The organism is Stenotrophomonas sp. P5_A9, from assembly GCF_056400525.1.
On sequence record NZ_JBFULC010000041.1, the window covers coordinates 15,718 to 37,939 of the forward strand.

At 66.8% G+C, this 22,222-nt stretch carries 16 protein-coding genes and 1 riboswitch; of the genes, 6 read left to right on the forward strand and 10 right to left on the reverse strand.

Features of this window, described 5'->3' with window-relative positions; genetic code table 11:
- Nucleotides 1–51: 51 nt before the first annotated feature.
- From AC1DR7_RS13655 to AC1DR7_RS13665, 3 genes are all read left to right on the forward strand, one after another.
- Nucleotides 52–825, forward strand: coding sequence for a phosphatase PAP2 family protein (locus tag AC1DR7_RS13655; RefSeq protein WP_457318333.1), 774 nt, complete (start codon nt 52–54; stop codon nt 823–825).
- Entirely contained in the window at nt 822–2,474 is a 1,653-nt protein-coding gene (locus tag AC1DR7_RS13660; RefSeq protein WP_478052704.1) for a phosphoethanolamine transferase, read from the forward strand. The genes AC1DR7_RS13655 and AC1DR7_RS13660 overlap by 4 nt, the downstream gene beginning before the upstream one ends.
- A 405-nt stretch (nt 2,475–2,879) precedes the next feature.
- Complete coding sequence (locus tag AC1DR7_RS13665; RefSeq protein WP_478052093.1) at nt 2,880–4,874, forward strand: M2 family metallopeptidase; 1,995 nt, start codon at nt 2,880–2,882, stop codon at nt 4,872–4,874.
- A gap of 208 nt (nt 4,875–5,082) precedes the next feature.
- Here AC1DR7_RS13665 and AC1DR7_RS13670 read toward each other — a convergent pair whose 3' ends face one another.
- Together AC1DR7_RS13670 and AC1DR7_RS13675 are read right to left on the reverse strand one after the other, a co-directional pair.
- On the reverse strand, nt 5,083–5,475 hold the full coding sequence (locus AC1DR7_RS13670) for a hypothetical protein (protein WP_312239255.1): 393 nt from the start codon (nt 5,473–5,475) through the stop codon (nt 5,083–5,085).
- A 224-nt stretch (nt 5,476–5,699) separates the two neighbouring features.
- The gene (locus tag AC1DR7_RS13675) at nt 5,700–6,923 is read right to left on the reverse strand and encodes a multidrug effflux MFS transporter (protein ID WP_457319912.1); all 1,224 of its coding nucleotides are present in this window, start codon (nt 6,921–6,923) and stop codon (nt 5,700–5,702) included.
- 279 nt (nt 6,924–7,202) lie between these two features.
- A riboswitch (glycine riboswitch) is annotated at nt 7,203–7,305 on the forward strand.
- Between the two features lie 98 nt (nt 7,306–7,403).
- On the opposite strand from AC1DR7_RS13675, the gene gcvP reads away from it, so the two are divergent.
- A complete protein-coding gene (gene gcvP / locus AC1DR7_RS13680; RefSeq protein WP_457319914.1) occupies nt 7,404–10,274 on the forward strand; it encodes an aminomethyl-transferring glycine dehydrogenase in 2,871 nt (956 codons plus the stop codon).
- A gap of 266 nt (nt 10,275–10,540) precedes the next feature.
- On the opposite strand, the gene AC1DR7_RS13685 is transcribed toward gcvP, so the two are convergent.
- Both AC1DR7_RS13685 and AC1DR7_RS13690 read right to left on the reverse strand, forming a co-directional pair.
- Nucleotides 10,541–11,935, reverse strand: a complete 1,395-nt coding sequence (locus AC1DR7_RS13685) for an amino acid permease (RefSeq protein WP_457318936.1) — start codon at nt 11,933–11,935, stop codon at nt 10,541–10,543.
- Between the two features lie 81 nt (nt 11,936–12,016).
- On the reverse strand, nt 12,017–12,727 hold the full coding sequence (locus tag AC1DR7_RS13690; protein WP_256775776.1) for an AraC family transcriptional regulator: 711 nt from the start codon (nt 12,725–12,727) through the stop codon (nt 12,017–12,019).
- 168 nt (nt 12,728–12,895) lie between these two features.
- Between AC1DR7_RS13690 and AC1DR7_RS13695 the strand changes: the two genes are divergently transcribed.
- Nucleotides 12,896–14,983 (forward strand): catalase, encoded by a 2,088-nt coding sequence (locus AC1DR7_RS13695; RefSeq protein ID WP_457318938.1) that lies wholly within the window; start codon nt 12,896–12,898, stop codon nt 14,981–14,983.
- Between the two features lie 53 nt (nt 14,984–15,036).
- On the opposite strand, the gene AC1DR7_RS13700 is transcribed toward AC1DR7_RS13695, so the two are convergent.
- Both AC1DR7_RS13700 and AC1DR7_RS13705 read right to left on the reverse strand, forming a co-directional pair.
- Entirely contained in the window at nt 15,037–15,600 is a 564-nt protein-coding gene (locus AC1DR7_RS13700; protein ID WP_457318939.1) for a hypothetical protein, read from the reverse strand.
- Nucleotides 15,601–15,709: 109 nt separating this feature from the next.
- On the reverse strand, nt 15,710–16,522 hold the full coding sequence (locus AC1DR7_RS13705; protein WP_478051610.1) for a hypothetical protein: 813 nt from the start codon (nt 16,520–16,522) through the stop codon (nt 15,710–15,712).
- A 217-nt stretch (nt 16,523–16,739) separates the two neighbouring features.
- Here AC1DR7_RS13705 and AC1DR7_RS13710 point away from each other — a divergent pair, with 217 nt between their 5' ends.
- Nucleotides 16,740–17,285, forward strand: coding sequence for a hypothetical protein (locus tag AC1DR7_RS13710; protein ID WP_256775780.1), 546 nt, complete (start codon nt 16,740–16,742; stop codon nt 17,283–17,285).
- 107 nt (nt 17,286–17,392) lie between these two features.
- Here the strand turns inward: AC1DR7_RS13710 and AC1DR7_RS13715 are convergent, their stop codons facing one another.
- The 4 genes from AC1DR7_RS13715 to AC1DR7_RS13730 all read right to left on the reverse strand — a co-directional run bounded on the left by AC1DR7_RS13715 (nt 17,393) and on the right by AC1DR7_RS13730 (nt 22,155).
- A complete protein-coding gene (locus AC1DR7_RS13715; protein WP_457318942.1) occupies nt 17,393–19,519 on the reverse strand; it encodes a methyl-accepting chemotaxis protein in 2,127 nt (708 codons plus the stop codon).
- 147 nt (nt 19,520–19,666) lie between these two features.
- The gene (locus tag AC1DR7_RS13720; protein ID WP_478051611.1) at nt 19,667–20,080 is read right to left on the reverse strand and encodes a hypothetical protein; all 414 of its coding nucleotides are present in this window, start codon (nt 20,078–20,080) and stop codon (nt 19,667–19,669) included.
- Complete coding sequence (locus tag AC1DR7_RS13725; RefSeq protein ID WP_457318944.1) at nt 20,043–20,642, reverse strand: transcriptional regulator; 600 nt, start codon at nt 20,640–20,642, stop codon at nt 20,043–20,045. The genes AC1DR7_RS13720 and AC1DR7_RS13725 overlap by 38 nt, the downstream gene beginning before the upstream one ends.
- A 220-nt stretch (nt 20,643–20,862) precedes the next feature.
- On the reverse strand, nt 20,863–22,155 hold the full coding sequence (locus AC1DR7_RS13730; RefSeq protein ID WP_038686937.1) for an adenylosuccinate synthase: 1,293 nt from the start codon (nt 22,153–22,155) through the stop codon (nt 20,863–20,865).
- Between the last annotated feature and the right edge of the window lie 67 nt (nt 22,156–22,222).

Here is a 22,222-nt window from a genome sequence, read left to right on the forward strand (position 1 = left end):
GACACGCCGCTGACGACCATGGCCGCGAATCAATTCGCCTTTGAATCGCCCATGCCCTCAGCGTCCGCCGTTCCTGTCGCCCTTTCCCACGTGGCCCCCTCCCCGGTCGCGCAGTTCCTGCGCGGCCATCTGTGGTTGCCGCTGCTGGCAACCCTGGCGGCCAGCGCGCTGTTGATGGGCTTCGGCGGCGACCAATGGCTGGCCGACCAGTTCTATCGACTCGAAGGTCATCATTGGGCCCTGCAGAACGCCTGGGTCACCAGCCATCTGGTGCACAAGGTCGGCAAGTGGACGAGCACGGCAGCAGCGCTGGCAGCGATCGTGCTGTGCACGCATGCCTGGCGCAGCGAACGCGCCGCCGCGTGGCGCTGGCCACTGCTGTATCTGGTGCTGGCGGTGGCGCTGGGCACCGGGGTGGTGTCGCTGCTCAAGTCGGTGACCAACATGGATTGCCCCTGGGACCTGGCCCGCTACGGCGGTGCGCGGGAGTACATCGGCCTGTTCGCTTCACGGCCGCACGACATGCCCCGTGGCATCTGTTTTCCTGCCGGCCATTCGAGCGCGGGATACGCATGGATCAGTCTGTACTTCTTCGCCCTGATGGTGCGACCGGCCTGGCGCTGGCGCGGGCTGGCGGTCGGGTTGGTGGCGGGCGGGGTATTCGGGCTGTCCCAGCAGCTACGCGGCGCGCACTTCCTGTCCCATGATCTGTGGACGCTGGCCACCTGCTGGCTGGTGTCGCTGCTGTTGTATCTGGCGGTGCAGCCGCTGCTGAAACGATCGCGCAGTACCCAACCGGCACTGCCACAGGGAGAGCGGGCATGAGTGCATCGGTACCCCGCACGACACGGTTCGTGGAGCTGGCACGCTGGCGCAGCTGGCGGCCGCAGCTGTCCACCGAAGCGCTGATCGCGCTCACCAGCCTGTTCTTCGCGGTGGCCTGCAATGGCCTGTTCTGGCACAGCGCCATGGCCACCCATCCGGGCAGCATCCGCTTTGCGATCTCGCTGCTGCTGTTCCTGGTGGGCGCCCACTGCCTGCTGATGGGTCTGCTGGTGTGGCGCTGGAATGCCAAGATGGTGGTGGGTCTGCTGCTGCTCGGCACCGCCATGGCGGCGCACTACATGGGCAGCTACCACATCTATCTGGATGCGGACATGCTGCGCAACGTGCTGGCCACCGACCACAAGGAAAGCCGCGAGCTGATGACCCCGGCGCTGATCGCGCCGCTCCTGTTGCTGGCCCTGCTGCCGATGCTGGTGCTGTGGCGCGTGCAGCTGGTCAAGCGCAGCTGGGGCAAGGCGCTGTTGTGGCGTGCCGGTTTCCTGCTGTTGTCGGCGGTGGTCGCATTCGGCGGGGCCATGCTTTCTTTCCAGGAAATGTCCGCGCTGATGCGCAACCAGCGCGAGGTGCGTTACCTGGCCACGCCAGGCAACTTCCTGCTGGGCCTGCCCAAGGCGCTGCGCGGCGACAACCCGATCCAGCGCGCGCCGAAGCTGCCGATCGGCACCGATGCCAAGGCCACCCCACGCGCGGCCGGCAGCCGTCCGCGTCTGCTGGTGATCGTGATGGGCGAAACCGCCCGGGCGCAGAACTGGGGGCTCAACGGCTACGCCAAGCAGACCACGCCGGAACTGGCACAGGCCAGCGTGATCAACTTCCCGGACATGCACTCCTGCGGCACCAGCACCGAGGTGTCGCTGCCGTGCCTGTTCTCGCCGTATGGCCGCCACGACTACGACGAAAAGAAGATCCGCGCGCACCAGTCGCTGCTGCATGTGCTGGAGTACGCCGGCATCAAGACCTTGTGGCGCGACAATCAGTCCGGGTGCAAGGGCGTCTGCGAAGGCCTGGCGATGCAACCGCTGGATGATGCGAAGAACCCACAGCTGTGCGCCAACGGCCGCTGCATGGACGAAATCCTGATCGACGACCTGGCCAGCCAGGTGCGCGCCACCCCCGGCGACCGGGTGGTGGTGCTGCATCAGCTGGGCAACCACGGCCCGAGCTATTTCGAGCGCTATCCGGCGCGCTTCCGCCGCTTCACGCCGACCTGCGACACCGCCGACCTGGGCAAGTGCAGCCGCGAGCAGATCACCAACAGCTACGACAATGCACTGCTGTATACCGATCACCTGCTCAGCCGCACCATCGGCACGCTGCAGGGCATGGACGACTACGACACGGCGATGATCTACCTGTCCGACCACGGCGAGTCGTTGGGCGAAAAGGGCTTGTACCTGCACGGTGTGCCCTACGCGATCGCACCGCAGGAACAGACCCGGGTGCCGATGACGATGTGGTTCTCGCCCTCGTTTGCCGCCAACCGCGGGCTCAACCTGGCCTGCGTGCGCCAGCGTGCGGGCAAGTACACCGACCACGACAACCTGTTTCCGTCGGTGCTGGGATTGATGCAGGTCAAGACGTCGGTGTACGAACGTGGCCGCGATCTGTTTGCCGGGTGCGAGGTTTGACCCGTTCAACGCGTAGTCGAGTGTCCGGCGCCTGAAGGTGAGAGCTGTCAGCTTTTCGCTCTTCCGTTTGTGGCGAGGCAGGCCATACCGTGGCGGGACGCGCCGTAAACCCATCCATGGGGGCTCGACGTGCGCCATCCATGGCGCCCGACGGTCCCGCCACGGTATCGCCTGCCTCGCCCCCCAGGGTGTGCGTCGGCGGAAGGTCGAGCAAAGACGCCCTGCCTGCGAGTTGGTCTTGCGCCGTTGTTTCTCCATGCGCACCGACCCGCACCCCGTAATACGGACGCCACGCCGTCGACGTTGACGCTACCCGGTCGACCGGGAACGTGCTGCCCTGCCCCTTGCGGTGCGACCGGTGCTTCACTAGCCTTCGCCGGTCTGTCACCACCCAAGGATGTCCCCGTGAACCACCGCCCGCTCCTGCTGGCCCTGGCTGTCGGCGCTGCCGCACTGACCCTGGCGGCCTGCCAGAAGGAACCCACCCCGGCTGACGCCCCCGCGGCGACCAGCGCCAAGCCGGGCGAGACCGCCGACCAGTTCATTGCCCGCGTCAACGCCGAGTACAAGGCCATGTACCCGGAAATGACCTCCGCGCAGTGGCTGTCTTCGACCTACATCAACGAAGATTCCGAACGCGTGGCGGCCAAGGCCAACGAGCGCTGGCTCACCGTCCTCAACGGCTGGATCACCCAGGCCGCCAGGTACGACGGCCAGCCCATGAGCGAAGACACCAAGCGCCAGATCCACCTGCTCAAGCTCATGACCTCCATGCCTGCCCCGCGCGACCCGGCCAAGCTGTCCGAGCTCACCCGCATCGCCAGCCGCATGGAAGGCGCCTACGGCTCGGGCAAATACTGCACCGACGACGCCAACCCGCAGAGCTGCCGCCAGCTCGGCGACCTGGAACAGGTCCTTGCGCGCAGCCGCGACTACGACAAGCAGCTCGACGCCTGGCAGGGCTGGCACGCCACCACCAAGCCGATGCGGGCCGACTACCAGCGCTTCGTCGGCCTGGTCAACGAAGGCGCCAAGGAAATGGGCTTCGCCGATGCCGGCCAGATGTGGCGCAGCGGCTATGACATGCTACCGGAGCAGATCGGCCCGGAAACCGACCGCCTGTGGGAACAGGTCAAGCCGATGTACGAGCAGCTGCACTGCTACGCACGTAGCAAGCTCGATGCCACCTACGGCAAGGACAAGGCCGAGACCGGGGGCGGCATGATCGCCGCCCACCTGCTAGGCAACATGTGGCAGCAGGACTGGTCCAACCTGTGGGACCAGCTGGAACCGTACCCGGGCGCCGGCAGCCTGGACATCACCGCCGCGCTGGAAAAGCAGTACCAGGCCAACCTGAGCGGCGCGCTGGCCAAGGCCGGCAGCGGTGCGAACGTGGAGGCGCTGTACAAGGCCCAGCGTGAGGCCGAACTGCGCACCGCCAAGCAGATGACCGAACGTGCGCAGGACTTCTACGTCTCGCTGGGCATGCCGGCACTGCCGAAGTCGTACTGGGACAAGACCCAGTTCATCAAGCCGCTGGACCGCGACGTGGTCTGCCACGCCAGCGCGTGGGACATGAACATGGAGGGCGATGTGCGCACCAAGATGTGCATCAAGCCCAACGAAGAGAACTTCACCACGATCTACCACGAGCTGGGCCACATCTATTACGACCTGGCCTACAACCCGCTGCCGCCGTTGTTCCAGGGCGGTGCCAACGATGGCTTCCACGAGGCGATCGGCGACACCATCGTGCTGGCGATGACGCCGCAGTACCTCAACTCGATCGGCCTGGTCGACACCCCGCAGGAAAGCCGCGAGGCGACCATCAACGCGCAGATGCGCATGGCCCTGAGCGGCGTGTCGTTCCTGCCGTTCGGCCTGATGATCGACCGCTGGCGCTGGGGGGTGTTCGATGGCTCGATCACGCCGGACCATTACAACCAGGCGTGGTGGGACCTGAAGGCCAAGTACCAGGGCGTAGCGCCGGCCAGCGCACGTGGTGAGGAGTTCTTCGACGCCGGTGCCAAGTACCATGTCCCGGGCAACACCCCGTATACCCGTTACTTCCTGGCACGCATCCTGCAGTTCCAGTTCTACAAGGGCCTGTGCGATGCCTCCGGCTACAAGGGCCCGCTGCACCAGTGCAGCTTCTACGGCAACAAGGAAGCCGGGCAGAAGTTCTGGGCGATGCTGAGCAAGGGTGCCAGCCAGCCGTGGCAGGCCACGCTGCGCGAGATCACCGGCGGCGACAAGCTCGATGCCGGCCCGATGATCGAGTACTTCACCCCGGTCAACGAGTGGCTCAAGCAGCAGAATCAGGGCCAGATGTGTGGCTGGCAGGCCCCGGGCGCCACCGCGGCGGCCACGCCGGCAACGGCAGCCCCTGTGGCACGCTGACCGTCCGCGCACGTCGATGAACGAAAAAGCCGGCCCATGGGCCGGCTTTTTTTGTGGTCGGTAGTGCCGAGCCAGGCTCGGCAAACGCGCAGCGCGCGTCGGGTGCTATCGGCGTCGGTGCGAAAGGCAGCCACGCATGGCGTGGCTCTACCCGGATGAACGGTTGCATTGTGGGAATGACGAGGCCGCGGGGATCCGAACGCCGCGCTCAGGAATGCGCAGGACGCTTCAGGCTGGCGGCAAGTTCCACCTTGAACTGCTCGAAATCCTTGCCGTCGGCCGTTGCTTCGGCATGCGCGGCATCCTTCAGGGCGTCCGAGTAGACCAGGCGTACCGGCGTGCCCTGACGCTCGTGCAGTTCGGCGGCCTGCATGATCAGCGCCAGCACGCGCGCCGCGCTCGGGGTCTGGCCGGCGATGCGGCCATCCATGCCCAGTACCCACTCGCCGTCGCGGCGGACGATGCCGGCCAGCAGCGTGCGCTGCTGGTCACGCAGCTCGGCATGCGGCTCCACCGGCGGGGTGGCGGCCTGCTCGCGGTTGGCAGCCTGGGTTTCGCGGCGCCGGCGGATGTCGCGGCGCAGTTTGGAGGTGGTCGACATCTGGAACGTCCGGACTGCATCAAAGCGCAAAGGATACCGCACGGGCCCGGCCGGGCCCGTTGAGGGCCGCCGCCCGGCTCGGTCCCGCACCTTGCCGTGGCGCCGATAGCCCATGACGGTGATGGCCTGCCGATCGATGCCGCAGCCCTGACCAGGTGCCGCCGGATCGCCAGCACCACGCCGGCCACGCCCGCGTCGCCCGCCATCGTAGCGTGCGCGTGCGCTTATTCGATCGGCGTCAGCACGTCACGGCGGCGCTCGCAGTGCCGCTCCCAGTACCAGAAGCTGCCACCGATGGCGAAGAAGCCCGCGTAGCCCAAGGCCAGGTGCAGCGGGCTGCTGCTGAGCATCGGCGAAACCACGCCGGCCACCACGGTGTTGATCATCAGCTGGATGAACATCTGCATCGAGGAGGCCAGGCCGCGCTGATGCGGGTACATGTCCAGCACGGCGAGCGCCAGGATCGGGAAGATCAAGGCCATGCCGACGCCGCCCAGGAAAATCGGCATCACCGCCCACGGCAGCGCGATCTGCGGTACCGATACCACGTAGCCGACGTTCAGCAGCGCCGAGACGGCGCACAACGCAAACCCGATCGCGATCTGCCGCTGCGCCACGATCCGCCCGGCCATGCGGCCGGACAGGAACGAGCCCACGGTCATGCCGCCGATGGTGGGGATGAACAACCAGGCAAAGCCGCCCTCGCCCAGCTTGAGGTGTTGCATCACAAACACCGGTGCCGAGGCGATGTACAGGAAGATGCCGGAGAAATTGAACGCGCCTGCCGCGGCCAGGCGCAGCAGGCGCGGGTTGGAGCCCATCCGCACATAGCTGCGCAGCAGTTCGCGCATCGACAGCGGCGTGCGCGCTTGGACCGGGTGGGTTTCCGGCAGCCATTTGCCGGTGGCCAGCAGCAGCACCACGCCGAACAGCACCAGGAACCAGAAGATCAGCGGCCAGTCGCCGCCGCCGAGCAGGATCCAGCCGCCGATGATCGGCGCGATGGCCGGGGCGACGCCGAAGATCATCGACACCTGGCTCATCAGACGCTGCGCGTCGGCACCGTGGTACAGATCGCGGATCACTGCGCGGCCGACGATCACCCCGACCCCGGCGGTGACGCCCTGCAGCGCACGGAACACCAGCAGCGTGGTCATGTCGCGCGACAGCGCGCAGCCGATCGAGGCGCCGATGAACAGCACCAGCCCGCCGATGATCACCCGCTTGCGTCCGAACGCATCGGACAACGGGCCGTGCGCCAGGCTCATCAGGCCGTAGAACAGCAGGTACACGCTGATGGTCTGCTGCACGGCCACCTGGTCGACCTGCATGCGGTCGCCGAGCAGCAGGAAGGCCGGGAAAATGGTATCGATCGAGAACGGACCGAACATCGCCAGGCCTGCGAGCAGCAGGGCAAGGCGGCGGGTCGAGGGTGAGGCGGGCGTCATGCGGTCTTCCGTCTGGGCCGTGCGCACTGCACGGCGGGCGCAAGCCCGGAACGGGCGGCACCAGATGAATACGAGGGTCCGATGATGATAGGCCTTTGTACCGCCGGGCACCATCGCCGGAGGCCCGAGAGGGGCGCCCATACCACCCCGTATTCATGTGCCATGGGGACGCAGCAGAGAAAGCCGCTGGGCTATAATTGGCGGGCACCATGGTGGGAGAAGCGGACACCCGCTGCCGAAGGCGCAACGCCCGTAATCGCTCAGGCCCGATACCACCCGTACCAAAACTCTGGAGAGACCGGCCCATTGCCGGCGCCGAAGGGGCACGAAGCACGCAGATGCGCGCTTTTAAACTCTCAGGCAAAAGGACAGAGGGGCACCCAGGAAGACCGCAAGGTCCGGTGGATCGCTGTCGCCCGCGACACGCCCTGGCCCCGGCTGCCTTCCGAACGTGCGTGCCCACTCTTCGAGATGCCAGCCATGTCCCAGAACACTCCTTCCCTGCGCGAGCTTGAACACAGCCACGCGTTCGTCGAACGCCACATCGGCCCCAACGACGCTGAAATCGCGCAGATGCTCGACGTGGTCGGCCACGCCTCGCTGGACGCGCTGACCGATGCGATCGTCCCGGCCGGAATCAAGTCGCCGGCCCCGCTGGACCTGCCCGAGTCGCTGACCGAAGTGCAGGCACTGGCCAAGATCCGCGCCATCGCCGACAAGAACCAGGTGTTCCGCACCTTCATCGGCCAGGGCTACTACGGCACGCTGACCCCGAACGTCATCCTGCGCAACGTGCTGGAAAACCCGGCGTGGTACACCGCCTACACCCCGTACCAGGCCGAGATTTCGCAGGGCCGCATGGAAGCGCTAATCAACTTCCAGACCCTGTGCGCCGACCTGACCGGCATGGAGATCGCCAACGCCTCGCTGCTGGATGAAGCCACCGCCGCCGCTGAAGCGATGACCCTGGCCAAGCGTTCGGCCAAGTCCAAGTCCGACACCTTCTTCGTGCACGACGCCGTGCACCCGCAGACGCTGGAACTGCTGCGCACCCGCGCCGAGCCGATGGGCATCGTGCTGCGCGTGGGCACCCCGGCCGAGGCGATGGAGGCCGAAGCCTATGGGGTGCTGCTGCAGTACCCGGACACCTTCGGCCATATCGGCGACTACAAGGCGCTGGCCGATGCCGTGCACGCCCGTGGCGGCCTGGTCGCGGTGGCGACCGACCTGCTCGCGCTGACCCTGATCGCCGCCCCCGGCGAATGGGGCGCGGACATCGTGGTCGGCAACTCGCAGCGTTTCGGCGTGCCGTTTGGTTTCGGTGGCCCGCATGCCGCCTTCATGGCCTGCCGCGACGCCTACAAGCGCTCGATGCCGGGCCGCCTGATCGGCGTCTCGGTGGACGCGCAGGGCAATGCCGCCTACCGCCTGACCCTGCAGACGCGCGAGCAGCATATCCGCCGTGAGAAGGCCACTTCCAACATCTGCACCGCGCAGGTGCTGCTGGCGGTGATGGCCTCGATGTATGCCGTGTACCACGGCCCGGAAGGTCTGACCCGCATCGCCCGCCGCACCCATCGCCTGGCCGCGATCCTGGCCAGCGCACTGCGCGCTGCCGGCGTCAATGTGGGCGAGCATTTCTTCGACACCCTGCACGTCAAGGACGTCGACGCCAAGGCGATCCACGCCAAGGCCGCGGCCGCACGCATCAACCTGCGTGCGATCGACAGCGATGCGGTCGGCATCAGCCTGGATGAAACCGCGACCCGCGCCGACATCGTCGCGCTCGGCCAGCTGTTCGGTGCCACGGTCGATGTGGACGCGCTGGACGCGGCCACCGCCGATGCGTTGCCGGCCGGCCTGGTGCGCACCAGCGACTTCCTGACCCACCCGGTGTTCAACACCCACCACAGCGAACACGAACTGCTGCGTTACCTGCGTTCGCTGGCGGACAAGGACCTGGCGATGGATCGCACCATGATCCCGCTGGGCAGCTGCACCATGAAGCTCAACGCCACCGCCGAGATGATCCCGGTGACCTGGCCGGAGTTCGCCAACATCCATCCGCTGGCCCCGGCCGACCAGGCCACCGGTTACAAGGAACTGATCGACGGACTGGAAGCGATGCTGGTGGAATGCACCGGCTACGACGCGGTCAGCCTGCAGCCGAACTCCGGCGCGCAGGGCGAGTACGCCGGCCTGCTGGCGATCCGCGCCTACCACCGCTCGCGCGGTGAGGGCCATCGCGACGTCTGCCTGATCCCGGATTCGGCGCACGGCACCAACCCGGCCTCGGCACAGATGTGCGGCATGAAGGTCGTGGTGACCAAGACCGATGCCAACGGCAACGTCGATCTGGACGACATCCGCGTCAACGCGGAGAAGTACAGCGACCGCCTGGCCGCGCTGATGATCACCTACCCGTCCACGCACGGCGTGTTCGAGGAAGAGGTGGTGGAGATCTGCGAAATCGTGCACAAGCACGGCGGCCAGGTGTACACCGACGGCGCCAACATGAACGCCCTGGTCGGCGTGGCCAAGCCCGGCAAGTGGGGCTCGGACGTGTCGCACCTGAACCTGCACAAGACCTTCTGCATCCCGCACGGCGGCGGCGGCCCGGGCGTGGGCCCGTGTGCGGTCAAGTCGCACCTGGCGCCGTTCCTGCCCAAGGTGCTGGGCGGCGAAGGCGATGTCGGCATGGTCAGCGCGGCCAGCTTCGGCAGCGCCTCGATCCTGCCGATCAGCTGGATGTACATCACCCTGATGGGCACCGCCGGCCTGCGCAAGGCCACCCAGGTCGCGCTGCTCAACGCCAACTACATCGCCAAGCGCCTGGCCCCGCACTTCAAGACCCTGTACACCGGCCGCAATGGCCTGGTGGCACATGAGTGCATCCTGGACGTGCGTCCGCTGGAGAAGACCTCCGGCATCGGCGCTGAGGACGTGGCCAAGCGCCTCATCGACTTCGGCTTCCACGCCCCGACGCTGAGCTTCCCGGTCGCCGGCACGCTGATGGTGGAACCGACCGAGAGCGAATCGCTGCACGAGCTGGACCGCTTCATCAACGCGATGATCCAGATCCGCGAGGAAATCGCCGCCATCGAAGACGGCCGCCTGGACCGCGAGGACAACCCGCTCAAGCACGCCCCGCACACCGCCACGGCGGTCTCGGCCAGCGAGTGGTCGCACGCCTACCCGCGCGAACTGGCGGCCTTCCCGCTGGCCAGCCTGCGCCAGCAGAAGTACTGGCCGCCGGTGGCGCGCGTGGACAACGTGTACGGCGACAAGAACGTGATGTGCGCCTGCATCCCGGTGGATGCGTACAAGGAAGACGAGGGCGTGGAGGTATAAGCCTCCCTGCCCGGATGCAACGAAGAACGGCCCGCGCAAGCGGGCCGTTTTTGTTGGCGGTTGCTGGCCGTGAGCCGGCTCCCCCAAGACGCGTGATGCCTCCCGGTAGTGCCGGCCGCTGGCCGGCTCCCATTCACCCCGGTAGTGCCGGCCGCTGGCCGGCTCTGCACCATGCCGATCGGCATCCGTGGGAGCCGGCCAGCGGCCGGCACTACCGGTCAATCGGTCAATCGGTCAATCGGTCAACCGGTCAACCGGTCAATCGATCAATCGGCCTGACGGCTGGCGCGCACGCGCCGCGCCACTTCGCTGCTGATCGCGATCACCGCGGTCAGCGCGGCCATCGACAGGAACTGCAGGCGGGTGTGCGATTCGGACAGCAGCAGGCCGAAGATCAGCGCCAGCACGCCCAGGCCGATCACGGTCAGATAGGGGTAGCCGGCCATGCGGAACGGCAGGCGGGTGCCATCGCGATTGGCGCGATGCCGCAGGATCAGCTGCGACAGCAGCGAGATCGTCCACACCAGCAGGCAGGTGGACCCCACGATGTTGAGCAGCACCGGCAGCACCCTGTCCGGAAACAGCAGCTCCATCACGGTGGCGGCAAAGCCGAACAGCACGCTGGCCAGCACCGCGATGATCGGCACCTGGCGCGGGTCGGCCCAGCCGAGCACGGCCGGTGCCTCCTGGCGCTGGGCCAGCGAATACATCATGCGTGAGGCGCCATAGAGGTTGGCATTGAGCGCCGACAGCAGCGCGATCACCGCGATCAGCGTGATCGCCGTGGCCGCACCGGGGATGTTGGCCACCTGCAGCACCGCGGCGAACGGCGACTTCAGCGCCTCGCTGGTCCACGGCACCACGGCGATGATCACGCTCAGCGAGCCGATGTAGAACACCAGGATGCGCCAGGCCACGGTACGGATGGCCCGCGCGATGCTGCGCTCGGGGTCTTCGGTTTCCGCTGCGGCCACCGCCACGATCTCGGTGCCCCCGAAAGCGAACACCACCACCAGCAGCGCCGCGCCCACGCCAGCCAGCCCCTTGGGCGCGAAGCCGCCATGCCCGGTGAAGTTGGACAGGCCCGGCGAGGCGACGTCCGGCAGCCAGCCCAGCAGCAGCGCGATGCCGATCAGGATGAAGGCGACGATCGCCACCACCTTGAGGATCGCGAACCAGAATTCGAACTCACCGAAGTTCTTTACCCCGAGCAGGTTGATCGCGGTGAAGAACAGCATGAAGGCCAGCGCGGCCATCGGCACCGGCACCGCCGGCCAGACGGTGGCCAGCAAACCGGCCGCACCCACCGCCTCGGCCGCGATGACAATGACCAACTGCACCCACCACAGCCAGCCCACCGTGGCCCCGGCGGTGGCGCCCATGGCATCGGCGGCGTACACCGAAAACGCGCCGCTGGTCGGCTTGGCCGCGGCCATTTCGCCGAGCGCGTTCATCACGATGATCACCAGCGCACCGGCGACCAGATAAGACATCAGCACCGCCGGGCCGGCGGCCTGCACGCCCACGCCCGACCCCAGGAACAGGCCGGCGCCGATGGCGCTGCCCAGGCCCATCATGATCAGCTGGCGGGGTTTGAGCGCGTGGCCCAGTCGGGTGTCGGCAGGCGCGGCGGCAGGCGTCGGAGTCTGGGATGCGGGCATCGGAATCGCAGGCGGGCAACAGGTGCGACACGATACCCTGTCCAGCCGGCCGGCGGGATAGGCCACAAGGCCCGCCCCGGCTCAGGTTTCGGCGCGCTCGCCGATCTGCGCCCGGTAGCCGCGCGGGGACACCCCGACCTCGGCCTTGAACTTGCGGGTGAACGCGCTCTGGTCGGTGAAGCCGCAGGCCTGGCCGATGCTGGCGATGCTGTCCGGCCCGTGCAGCAGGTGCACCGCCATCTGGATGCGCAGGCGGGTCAGCACCTGCTGTGGGGTCATCTGGAACACCTTGCGGAAGGTACGCTCCAGTTTGGACAGCGAGAACCCGGTGATGTCCAGCAGGGTCTGCATGCGCACGTTCTCGGCGTAATGCGCGTTCAGATGCGCCAGCGCCAGCCGCAGCTGCTCGTACTGGGTGCCCAGGCTGTCTTTCTGACCCAGGTCGCGCGAGATGCCGATCAGGCCCCTGATCTGCCCGTCCACCAGCAGCGGGCGCTTGCAGGTCAGGCACCAACCCGGCTCGCGGTTGGCGAACAGATGCAGCTCCATCAGGTTTTCGATCACCTTGCCGGCCAGGACCTGCTCGTCCTGGGTGGCGTAGTCGGCGCCCAGCCCGGTCGGGTAGATCTCCGCGGCGGTACGCCCGATCACCTCCTTGCGCGACTTCAGCCCGAGCCGGCGCAGCATGGTCTGGTTGATGTGCGTATAGCGCCCGTCGCGGTCCTTCATGAAGAACAGCACGTCGGGGATCGCATCGAACAGGGCTTCGATGTCGGCAGGTTCAACGCGCATGCGAGGGCGGGCGGCAGGAGGACACGCCGCCAAGGATACGCGCCCTGCCGCGCCCACCCAACGCCGCATGTGAAGCGCGGGTGCATGCAGCGCCCGAATTGAGCACCGGCGATTAACGGCGGCCGCGCCAGTGTTGGGCATTGCCTTCCCGCCAGCCCGGAGCCACCCATGGCCGCCAGCAAGCCCCGCACCAAGAACACCCCTCCTCCCGCCGACAGCCGTGGCGAAGGCGACGAACTGCACCAGCACGCCGGTGGCGGCCATCCCGCGCTGACCACCAACCAGGGCATCCCGGTCGGCGACAACCAGAACTCGCTGCGCGCCACCCCGCGTGGGCCCACGCTGCTGGAAGACTTCATCCTGCGCGAGAAGATCACCCACTTCGACCATGAGCGCATCCCCGAGCGCATCGTGCACGCCCGTGGCAGTGCCGCGCACGGCTACTTCGAACTGACTCGTTCGCTGCAGGAATTCACCCGCGCGCGCGTGCTCACCGAGGTTGGCGTGCGTACGCCGGTGTTCACCCGTTTCTCGACCGTGGCCGGCGGTGCCGGATCCGTGGATACCCCGCGCGATGTGCGCGGCTTCGCCGTCAAGTTCTACACCCGCGAAGGCAACTGGGATCTGGTGGGCAACAACATCCCGGTGTTCTTCATCCAGGATGCGATCAAGTTCCCCGACCTGATCCACGCGGTGAAGATGGAACCGGACCGCGCCTTCCCGCAGGCGGCCAGCGCGCATGACACCTTCTGGGATTTCATCTCGCTGATGCCCGAGTCGATGCACATGATCATGTGGGCGATGAGCGACCGCGCGATTCCGCGCTCGCTGCGGATGATCGAGGGCTTCGGCATCCACAGCTTCCGCCTGCTCAACGAGGAAGGCGAATCGACCTTCGTCAAATTCCATTGGCGGCCGAAGCTGGGCATCCAGTCCACGGTGTGGGACGAGGCGGTCAAGCTGCAGGGTGCCGACAATGACTTCCACCGTCGCGACCTGTTCGAAGCGATCACCGCCGGCGACTTCCCCGAATGGGAGCTGGCGGTGCAGCTGTTCAGCGAGGCAGACGCCGAGGCTTTCCCGTTCGATCACCTGGACCCGACCAAGATCATTCCCGAGTCGCTGGTGCCGCTGACGGTGATCGGGCGGATGGTGCTGGACCGCTGGCCGGACAACTTCTTCGCCGAGACCGAGCAGGTGGCCTACTGCCCCGCCAACGTGCCGCCGGGCATCGACTTCAGCAACGATCCGCTGCTGCAGGGGCGCCTGTTCTCCTACCTGGATACCCAGCTCAGTCGCCTGGGCGGGCCCAACTTCCACCAGATCCCGGTCAATGCGCCCAAGTGCCCGTTCGCCAACCATCAGCGCGATGGGCACATGCAGATGGGCATCCCGAAGGGGCGCGTCGCCTACGATCCGAGTTCGCTGCAGGATGACAGCCCGCGCGAAGTGGTCGATGGTTTCCCCAGCCACGCCACCGCGCCCGATGACGGGGTGAAGGGGCGCGTGCGGGCCGAGAGCTTCGCCGATCACTACAGCCAGGCGCGCATGTTCTTCCGCAGCCTGGAAGCACCCGAGCAGGCGCATCTGGCGTCGGCGCTGGTGTTTGAGCTGTCCAAGGTGGAAACGGTCAAGGTGCGCGAGCGCACGGTGAGCCACCTGCGCAACATCGACGAGTCGCTGGCCAAGCGCGTGGCCGCGGGACTTGCGATGCCGGCCCTGCCCGAGCCTGCGCCGACGGCCACGCCTGCACAGGATTTCCCGAAGGCGCAGGAAGTGCGCGTGATCGGCCGCACCAAGGACCTGCTCAAGGGCCGCTGCATCGGCATCCTGTTCGACGAGGGCTCCGATGCAGGCTTGATCAGCAACCTGCGCAAGGCTGCCGACAAGGCCGGTGCCAAGGTCAAGCTGGTCGCGCCGAAGATCGGCGGCGGCAAACTCAGCGACGGCAAGGTGCTTGCCGCAGATGGGCAGCTCGCCGGTACGCCGTCGGTGGTGTTCGATGCGGTGGCCGTGGTGCTCAGCAACGAGGCGGCCAAGCGCCTGCAGAAGGAATCGGCAGCGGTGGATTTCGTGGCCGACGCCTGGGCCCACCTGAAGGCGATTGCCGCCGATGAGGGCGCGCAGGCGCTGCTCAAGGCCGCGCGCGTGGGCAACGATGCGGGCGTGGTGGAAGCCGAGGACGCCAAGGGCTTCCTTGCGGCGGCGGCGACGCGGCAGTGGGCGCGGGAGCCGAAGGTGCGCACGCTGGCTTGATTCTCTTCCATCCCCACAGGAGACATCCCCATGCCGCGTGGTGACAAATCCAGCTACACCGACAAGCAGAAGCGCCAGGCCGAGCACATCGAAGAAAGCGAGAAGGAACATGGCCGCGGCGAGGACGCGGCCGAGCGCATCGCCTGGGCCACCGTCAACAAGCAGGATGGGGGTGGCAAGAAGCGTGCGCCGGTCAAAAAGGCGCCCACGACGTCGTCTGCGAAGACAGCGACTCGGAAGGCAGCCAAGACGTCGACCGCCTCGAAGGTGGCGAAAAAGGTGGCGGTGAAGAGGACCGCCGCCGGCAGAAGCGTAGCGAAAAAGGCATCGACGTCGGCGAAGAAAACTACGACGACATCAGCGAAGAAGACGACGACGAAGACGGCGGCAAAGAAGGCAACGAAGGCAACGAAGAAGACTGCGACGACGTCGGCCACAACGAAGACGGCCGCGAAGAAGACAGCTGCCGGCAAGACGGCGAAGAAATCGGCCGTGAAAAAGACAGCGGCGAAGAAGGCCCCCGCGCGCAAAGCCACCAGCAAAGCCGCCACAAAGAAGACGGTGGCCAGCACGTCGACAAAAAAGGTCGCAACGAAAACCGCGCGCAGGACCACCACGCGGACGCCTGCGAAAAACTCCGCCCGCTGAAGCGACAAAGGGATGCGGCAGCATCGCGCTGCCGCGTCTGTTGCAGGGCCGCCTTGGCCTGCCCCGCCGGGATCGTGCTCAGCGCGACGCGGGCGCCGATTTGCCCGCCGGCGGTGCCTTGGCCCGCACCGGCACCACCACCGACTGCATCCGCTTGATTGCCGAAATCGGCACCGCTTCTGCGCGGTGCTGTTGCGGCCACCACAGGAACACGAACGCGCTGCTGCTGCCCAGCAGCCGTGCATCACCGGCCAGCGGCGCGCTGTCGCCCGCCAGGTGCACCATGACCTTGCTGCCCTGCCCCGCGTCGCGGATGTTCTCGGCCTTGTTCATGGAGTAGATGGCCGCGCCCAGCGCCATGAAGCAGGCCACTGCGATGCACAGGCCGGTCAGCGGCCGCAGCCCGGAGATGTCCCAGCTGGTCAGCGGTGACTGCGAGAACAGCATCCGCCATCCCCAGTGCCGTGCGCGCAGCGCCTCCACCTTGGCCGGGTTGCGCCGACGCACGGTGTCCGGCCAGCCAGCCACGATGGCCAGCGCGATGCCGCCGGCCAGGATCCCCGCATAGGCCGGATCGCGCAGGCCGGCCACCAGGAAGTCGCTGATCTGCAGGTAGTCCAGGATGGAGAGCTGGAAGCGCAGGTAGAAGAAGTAGCTCGACCACAGCCCGAGCAGCGACAGCAGCACGTAACCGGCGCTCACGATCAACGCCGGTTCCTGGCGCAGCAGCCGCCACAGCACCATCACCACCGAATCTTCATTGCCCTGCACCACCGGCAGGACCGACCAGTCGGTGGGCGCCGTCTCGGCCGGTACCGTCGGCTGGCCGGCCCCCAGGTGCGCGATGGCCGGCACGTCGCCGTGGATGTCACCCTGATCCCTGCTTTCCATGCGTCCCCCCTGGTGAGCGCAGAGCATCGCCGAAATCGCGGCGGTGCGGAAGTCGGGGCCCGGGGTGTACGCGACCGCCCGGCAAGCCGCCGCGGTTGCGGGTCGGCCGATTCTCGAGGGCATCGGCGGTCGATGATCCACACAGGATTGACGCCTTCCATGATGCATCGGCGATACTCGCCTCACGCCGCAGGACGCGGCGATTCAAGGAACGATCATGCGCAGCGCTTCGCTACTGGCCATGCTGGCCGTGTTGTTACCTGCAACCGCGATGGCCCAGAGCGGCTGGCGCGACGCCGATGGCACACCGGTGCCGCAGACCGAGGCGGCCCGTTCCGAAGGCGGCTTCGCCGCGTCGCTGGTGATCACCGACGATGCCGACTGGCAGCAGAAGTGGGAAACGCCACCGGAGCACACCCCTTCGCTGCGCGGTGCCGACAGCGTCGGCCTGGGGGGCGAACTGTACGTGCTCACCCTGCTGTCCAATCCGATGCTGGACGCGAAGGGCGACACCAACGTCGTCTGCGGTGTTGAAATCCAGCGTCCCGACGGCAGCTACGACGCGCAGCACCCGCAGACGCCCTGCTTCAAAACCCGGCTGCACACCGATCCGACCCTGGTGTACATGACGGGCATGGTGGTGAAAATGCGGGTCGAAGCCGGTGATCCGCCGGGCGTCTGGACCGTGCGGATGAAGGTCAAGGACATCAACCGCAACGTCGAGCTGCCGTTGCAGTCCACCTTCGAGGTACGGGATCGCTGAGGCCCCGCGTCGGCGTCGGGCCAGTTCCGCCGCCACGCGTTCGCCGCGGAGGCGACCTGTGATCCGGATGCAGCGGCGTCCTGCCGCCGCATCCCTCCATCAGTCGATCAGGCCGCGCGCCGCACCGCCACGCCCAGCGCACTGCCCTGCTCCAGCTTGAACACCGCCACCGATTCGATCAACGCATGTGCCTGCTGTTCCAGCGCGCGGCTGGCCGCGGTGGCTTCTTCGACCAGTGCCGCGTTCTGCTGGGTCACCTGGTCCATCTGCACCACCACCTGGTTGACCTGCTCGATGCCGGCCGCCTGTTCCTTGGTGGCCGCGGCGATGTCGCTCATCAACTGATTGGTGCGCGAGCTGGCCTGGGTGAGGCGCGCGATCGCCGCCTCGGATTCCACGGTGACGCTCAGGCCGGTCTTGACCTTCTCGCTGGATGCGTCGATCAGGTCCTTGATCTCCTTGGCGGCAGTGCCGGCACGCTGTGCGAGCGTGCGCACTTCGCTGGCGACCACGGCGAAACCGCGACCGTTCTCGCCGGCGCGCGCCGCTTCGACCGCCGCATTCAAGGCCAGGATGTTGGTCTGGAAGGCGATGCCATCGATCACCGAGGAGATCTCGCCGATGCGCGCCGAGGAGGTGTCGATCTCGCTCATGACCTTGGCCATCTGCGCGATCGCCTGCTCGGTGGCACGTACCGCGGCACCGGCCGCGTGCGCTTCGTGGTCGGCCTGGTTGGCCAGTTCGGCGTTCTGGCGCACGGTGGAGGTCAGCTCTTCCATCGAGGCGGCCGCCTCTTCCAGGTTGGCCGCCTGCTGTTCGGTGCGGCGCGACAGATCGTTGTGGCCGGCGGCCAGTTCCTGCGCGGCGTCGTTGATGCTGCCGGCCGCGCCCTGGATCTGCTGGACGATGCCGGTCAGCTGCGCGGCGGTCACGTTGGCATCGTCGCGCATCTGCGCGAACACGCCTTCGTAATGACCGCTCATGCGCGAGGTCAGGTCACCGGTGGAGATGGCACGCAGCACCTGTGACAGGTCGGCGATGCTCGACTGCGAACTGGCCATCATCCCGTTGAGGTTGGCGACCATCGCGCGGAACTGGAACTGGAACGCAGCCTCATCACCGCGCACCGAGAAATCGCCGGCACGCGCGGCGCTGGCGAGCGTGTCGATCTGCTGGTTGATCGCCATCAGGCTGGCCTTGACCGTGGCCATGGTGCGGGTCAGCAGCGCCTTCTCGCCGGGGTAGCTGTCCAGGTCGCGACTGAGGTCGCCGACGGCATAGTCGGCCATCACATCGACCATGTGCGACTGCACGGCCACGTGCGAGCCGACCAGTTCATTGGTGGCGCGCAGCATGCGGCCGTAGTCGCCCGGCAGTGCGTCGGCATCCATGCGGTAGCTGATCGCACCGGCTTCGTGCTGCTGTGCCATCTGCAGCTGGGCGGTGATCGCGGCCTGCACGTTCTGGCGCACGCTGCCCATCGCATTGCCGAGCAGGGTCAGCTCATCACGACCGCCGAGGCGGAAATCCTGCTCCAGCTCGCCCTTGGCCATCTGGTCGGCCAGCCGGACCGCACGCGCCAGCGGCCCGGTCAGGCTGCGGCCGATCAGGATCGAGGCGGCAATGCCCACCAGCAGCGCGACGCCGCCCAGAACCAGCAGCTGCAGCAACGTGCGCTCGCCCAGGCGGATCGCTTCGGCGGCGGCTTCGCGGCTTTCTTTTTCTTCATACGTGACGCCATCGGCGAGCGCCTTGTTCCAGCCGCTGGCCGCTTCCTGCACCGGGCCCAGGGTCAGCGCGACCGCGCCGGGAAAGTCGCCCTGCGCCATCAGTTCGCTGGTCTGCTTGTTCAACGGGCGCGCAGTGGCGCGCCTGGCGGCAATGGCCGCGCCCATCTGCTTGCCCTGCGCATCGCTCGGCAGCGCCTGGTAGGCGGTCCAGCTGGCCTCGTAACGCTTGACCAGCGCGGCGATGCGCGCCTCATCGGCCTCACGCTCCTGGCCCTGGCGGATCAGCATCTCCCGGCGTACGACCATCATCTGGTTGTTGGCGTCGAGCATCTCCGAGAGCAGGCGCACCTTGGCCACGCCCACCTCGACCACCTCCTGCATTGCGTGCTTCTGCACCGCGCTGCCGGTGGCACCGGTGGCGACCACGGCCGCAACCAGCAGCAACAACAGGCCAAAGCCCGTACCTAGACGCCAGACGACGCTGACGTTCCTCAACAAATCCATGACTGCATCCAAACGTGGGGGGTGCCGGGTTATCGGCCCACGCGGACATGTTCTTGATCACACAGCCTTAACGGAACGGCGGCGGTTCACATTTGGGGAGCGTCGCTGGCGCGTACAACGCCAAGCGGGCCATGGGCACGCGCGCCGTCAGCCGTCCAATCCTAATGCCAGGCGCACCTGGTCGCAGGCGATGATCAAATCCAGTATCAGGCGCCCACTAACGTCCAGTTCGCCCTCGTACTCGGCGATGTTGCGCTGCTGATGGCACTTGTCCAGCACACGCCATACCTCCGGCCCCAAGGCGAGCGTATGCGGGAGTAGCTGGAAGACGATGTAGCGTTGCGCCGGGCGAAAGCCATGCTGTCGCAGCGCGCTCAGGCACAGCGCATGGGCCGCGTTGTAGGCCAGGTCGAAGCGGCTCTCCAGAGAAAGCGATGTGTTACGCGCGTCGTGCAACCGGGCGAGTCCTGATCGCTGCAACCCTTCGATTTCCCGGCGATCAGGCGGTTCGGCACTGAGTGATTTACCCGGTCCGGCCAGATTGTGCAGCGCTGAGATCATCATGTTCTCCAATGATCCAGATCTTGGGCTGCTCCAGCACACGCATCAAGAAGGAATTTTGATCGTGAATCCGCGATGTAAATTCAGCGCTTGAATACAGGGTCGGATTTACGGGGCGACCCAGCTTCAGTTCGGTCCCATCCAACGCTTGCATCACATCGGCATAGCCGAGGGTATCGGACAGGATCATCAGATCGATGTCGCTGCGCGCGGTATCGGTGCGCTTGGCCATGGAGCCATAGACGAACGCGGCGGCGATCTTGTCCTGTAGCGGCAGCAATGCCTCGCGCAGCGGTGCGGCCAGGCCGATGGTCTTCTGCACGATCGCCACCAGTTCGTCATGGATCGGTGCCTCGCCGTTGGCCTGGTAGCGCTTCTGGTTACCCGATGCCCTGACGCTGACCAGCCCGGCAGCAGCMAGCTTGGCCAACTCCCGCTGTACCGCGCCGGATCCCGCGCCGATCGATGCAATCAGCTCCGAAACCCCGAATGCGCGATGCGGCTGTCCGAACAACATCCCCAGCACGCGTTGCTGGGTCTGGGTGAAAAGAGCGTCGGCCAAGCCAGGTGATCGGTTGGACGACAGGCGACTTGAGGGAGATTTTGTACCCATATTGGGTACGTTAATACCCATATTGGGTATTTGCAAGCGGTCCGGGTTCCAGGCGCGTGGCGCTGGAACATCGAAAAGCCCCGCTTTCGCGGGGCTTCTGGATGTTGCGTCGGGCGTGTCCGGTGGGCGCTGCTTCCGAGCATGGCTCGGCACTACCACCGGCGCTGGCTCAGGCGAACGGGTCCTGCAGGACCATGGTGTGGTCGCGATCCGGGCCGGTGGAGACGATGCTGACCGGGCAACCGGCCAGCTCTTCCAGCGCGCGCAGATAGGCGCGGGCGGCCGGCGGCAGGTCGTCCCAGTTGGTGATGCCGTGGGTGTTTTCGGTCCAGCCCGGGAACTCCAGGTACACCGGGGTGCACTCTTCCCAGCCCTGCGCGTCCAGCGGGGCGTATTCGGTGCGCTTGCCGCGGTATTCGTAGGCGATGCAGACCTTCAGCTTTTCCATGCCGTCGAGCACGTCCAGCTTGGTGATGCACAGGCCGCTGATGCCGTTGATGGCCACGGCGCGCTTGAGCGCGACGATGTCCATCCAGCCGCAGCGACGCGGACGGCCGGTCGAGGCGCCGTACTCGGCACCGCGGTCGCGGATGCCCTGGCCGACTTCATCGTCCAGTTCGGTCGGGAACGGACCGCCGCCGACGCGGGTGGCGTAGGCCTTGGCAATGCCCAGCACGTAGTCGATCGCGTCCGCGCCCACGCCGGCACCGGCCAGTGCGCCGCCGACGGTGGTGTTGGAGCTGGTGACGTACGGGTAGGTGCCGTGGTCGATGTCCAGCAGCGCACCCTGGGCGCCTTCGAACAGCACGCGCTTACCCTGCTTGCGCAGGTCGTGCAGGATGCCGGCGACGTCGGACTTCATCGGCTCGACGTATTCGCCGAAGGCCAGTGCTTCGTCGTAGGTCTTCTGGAAGTCGACCGCGTCGGTCTTGAGGTAATTGGTCAGCACGAAGTTGTGGTAATCCAGCGCGGTGCGCAGGAGTTCTTCCAACTGGGCCGGGTAATGCAGGTCGGCGATGCGGATGCCGCGACGCGCCACTTTGTCTTCGTACGCCGGGCCGATGCCACGGCCGGTGGTGCCGATCGCCTTGCCGCCGGCAGCGCGTTCGCGCGCCTGGTCCAGGGCGATGTGGTACGGCATGATCAGCGGCGCGGCCGGGGAGATCTTCAGGCGCGAGCGCACTTCCACGCCGGAGGTTTCCAGCTCGGCGATTTCCTTCTGCAGCGCGGCCGGGGAGATCACCACGCCGTTGCCGATCAGGCACAGCGCGTCGGCACGCAGGATGCCCGACGGGATCAGGTGCAGCACGGTCTTCTTGCCATTGATGACAAGCGTGTGGCCGGCATTGTGGCCGCCCTGGAAGCGCACGACGGCGCCGATTTCCTCGGTGAGCAGATCGACGATCTTGCCCTTGCCTTCATCGCCCCACTGGGCACCCAACACGACAACTGACTGACCCATGACGGGTAACTCCTTGCTTTTGTGCGGCCATCGGGGCCGCGGGTTTGGGACCATGGCCGGGCGCGGA

What these genes read in the sequence shown, in the direction of transcription:
- AC1DR7_RS13655 (WP_457318333.1), top strand. Translation starts at nt 52, where the DNA reads ATGCCCTCAGCGTCCGCCGTTCCTGTCGCCCTTTCCCACGTGGCCCCC.
- AC1DR7_RS13660 (WP_478052704.1), top strand. Translation starts at nt 822, where the DNA reads ATGAGTGCATCGGTACCCCGCACGACACGGTTCGTGGAGCTGGCACGC.
- AC1DR7_RS13670 (WP_312239255.1), bottom strand. Translation starts at nt 5,475, where the DNA reads ATGTCGACCACCTCCAAACTGCGCCGCGACATCCGCCGGCGCCGCGAA.
- AC1DR7_RS13675 (WP_457319912.1), bottom strand. Translation starts at nt 6,923, where the DNA reads ATGACGCCCGCCTCACCCTCGACCCGCCGCCTTGCCCTGCTGCTCGCA.
- gcvP (WP_457319914.1), top strand. Translation starts at nt 7,404, where the DNA reads ATGTCCCAGAACACTCCTTCCCTGCGCGAGCTTGAACACAGCCACGCG.
- AC1DR7_RS13685 (WP_457318936.1), bottom strand. Translation starts at nt 11,935, where the DNA reads ATGCCCGCATCCCAGACTCCGACGCCTGCCGCCGCGCCTGCCGACACC.
- AC1DR7_RS13690 (WP_256775776.1), bottom strand. Translation starts at nt 12,727, where the DNA reads ATGCGCGTTGAACCTGCCGACATCGAAGCCCTGTTCGATGCGATCCCC.
- AC1DR7_RS13695 (WP_457318938.1), top strand. Translation starts at nt 12,896, where the DNA reads ATGGCCGCCAGCAAGCCCCGCACCAAGAACACCCCTCCTCCCGCCGAC.
- AC1DR7_RS13705 (WP_478051610.1), bottom strand. Translation starts at nt 16,522, where the DNA reads ATGGAAAGCAGGGATCAGGGTGACATCCACGGCGACGTGCCGGCCATC.
- AC1DR7_RS13710 (WP_256775780.1), top strand. Translation starts at nt 16,740, where the DNA reads ATGCGCAGCGCTTCGCTACTGGCCATGCTGGCCGTGTTGTTACCTGCA.
- AC1DR7_RS13715 (WP_457318942.1), bottom strand. Translation starts at nt 19,519, where the DNA reads ATGGATTTGTTGAGGAACGTCAGCGTCGTCTGGCGTCTAGGTACGGGC.
- AC1DR7_RS13720 (WP_478051611.1), bottom strand. Translation starts at nt 20,080, where the DNA reads ATGATCTCAGCGCTGCACAATCTGGCCGGACCGGGTAAATCACTCAGT.
- AC1DR7_RS13730 (WP_038686937.1), bottom strand. Translation starts at nt 22,155, where the DNA reads ATGGGTCAGTCAGTTGTCGTGTTGGGTGCCCAGTGGGGCGATGAAGGC.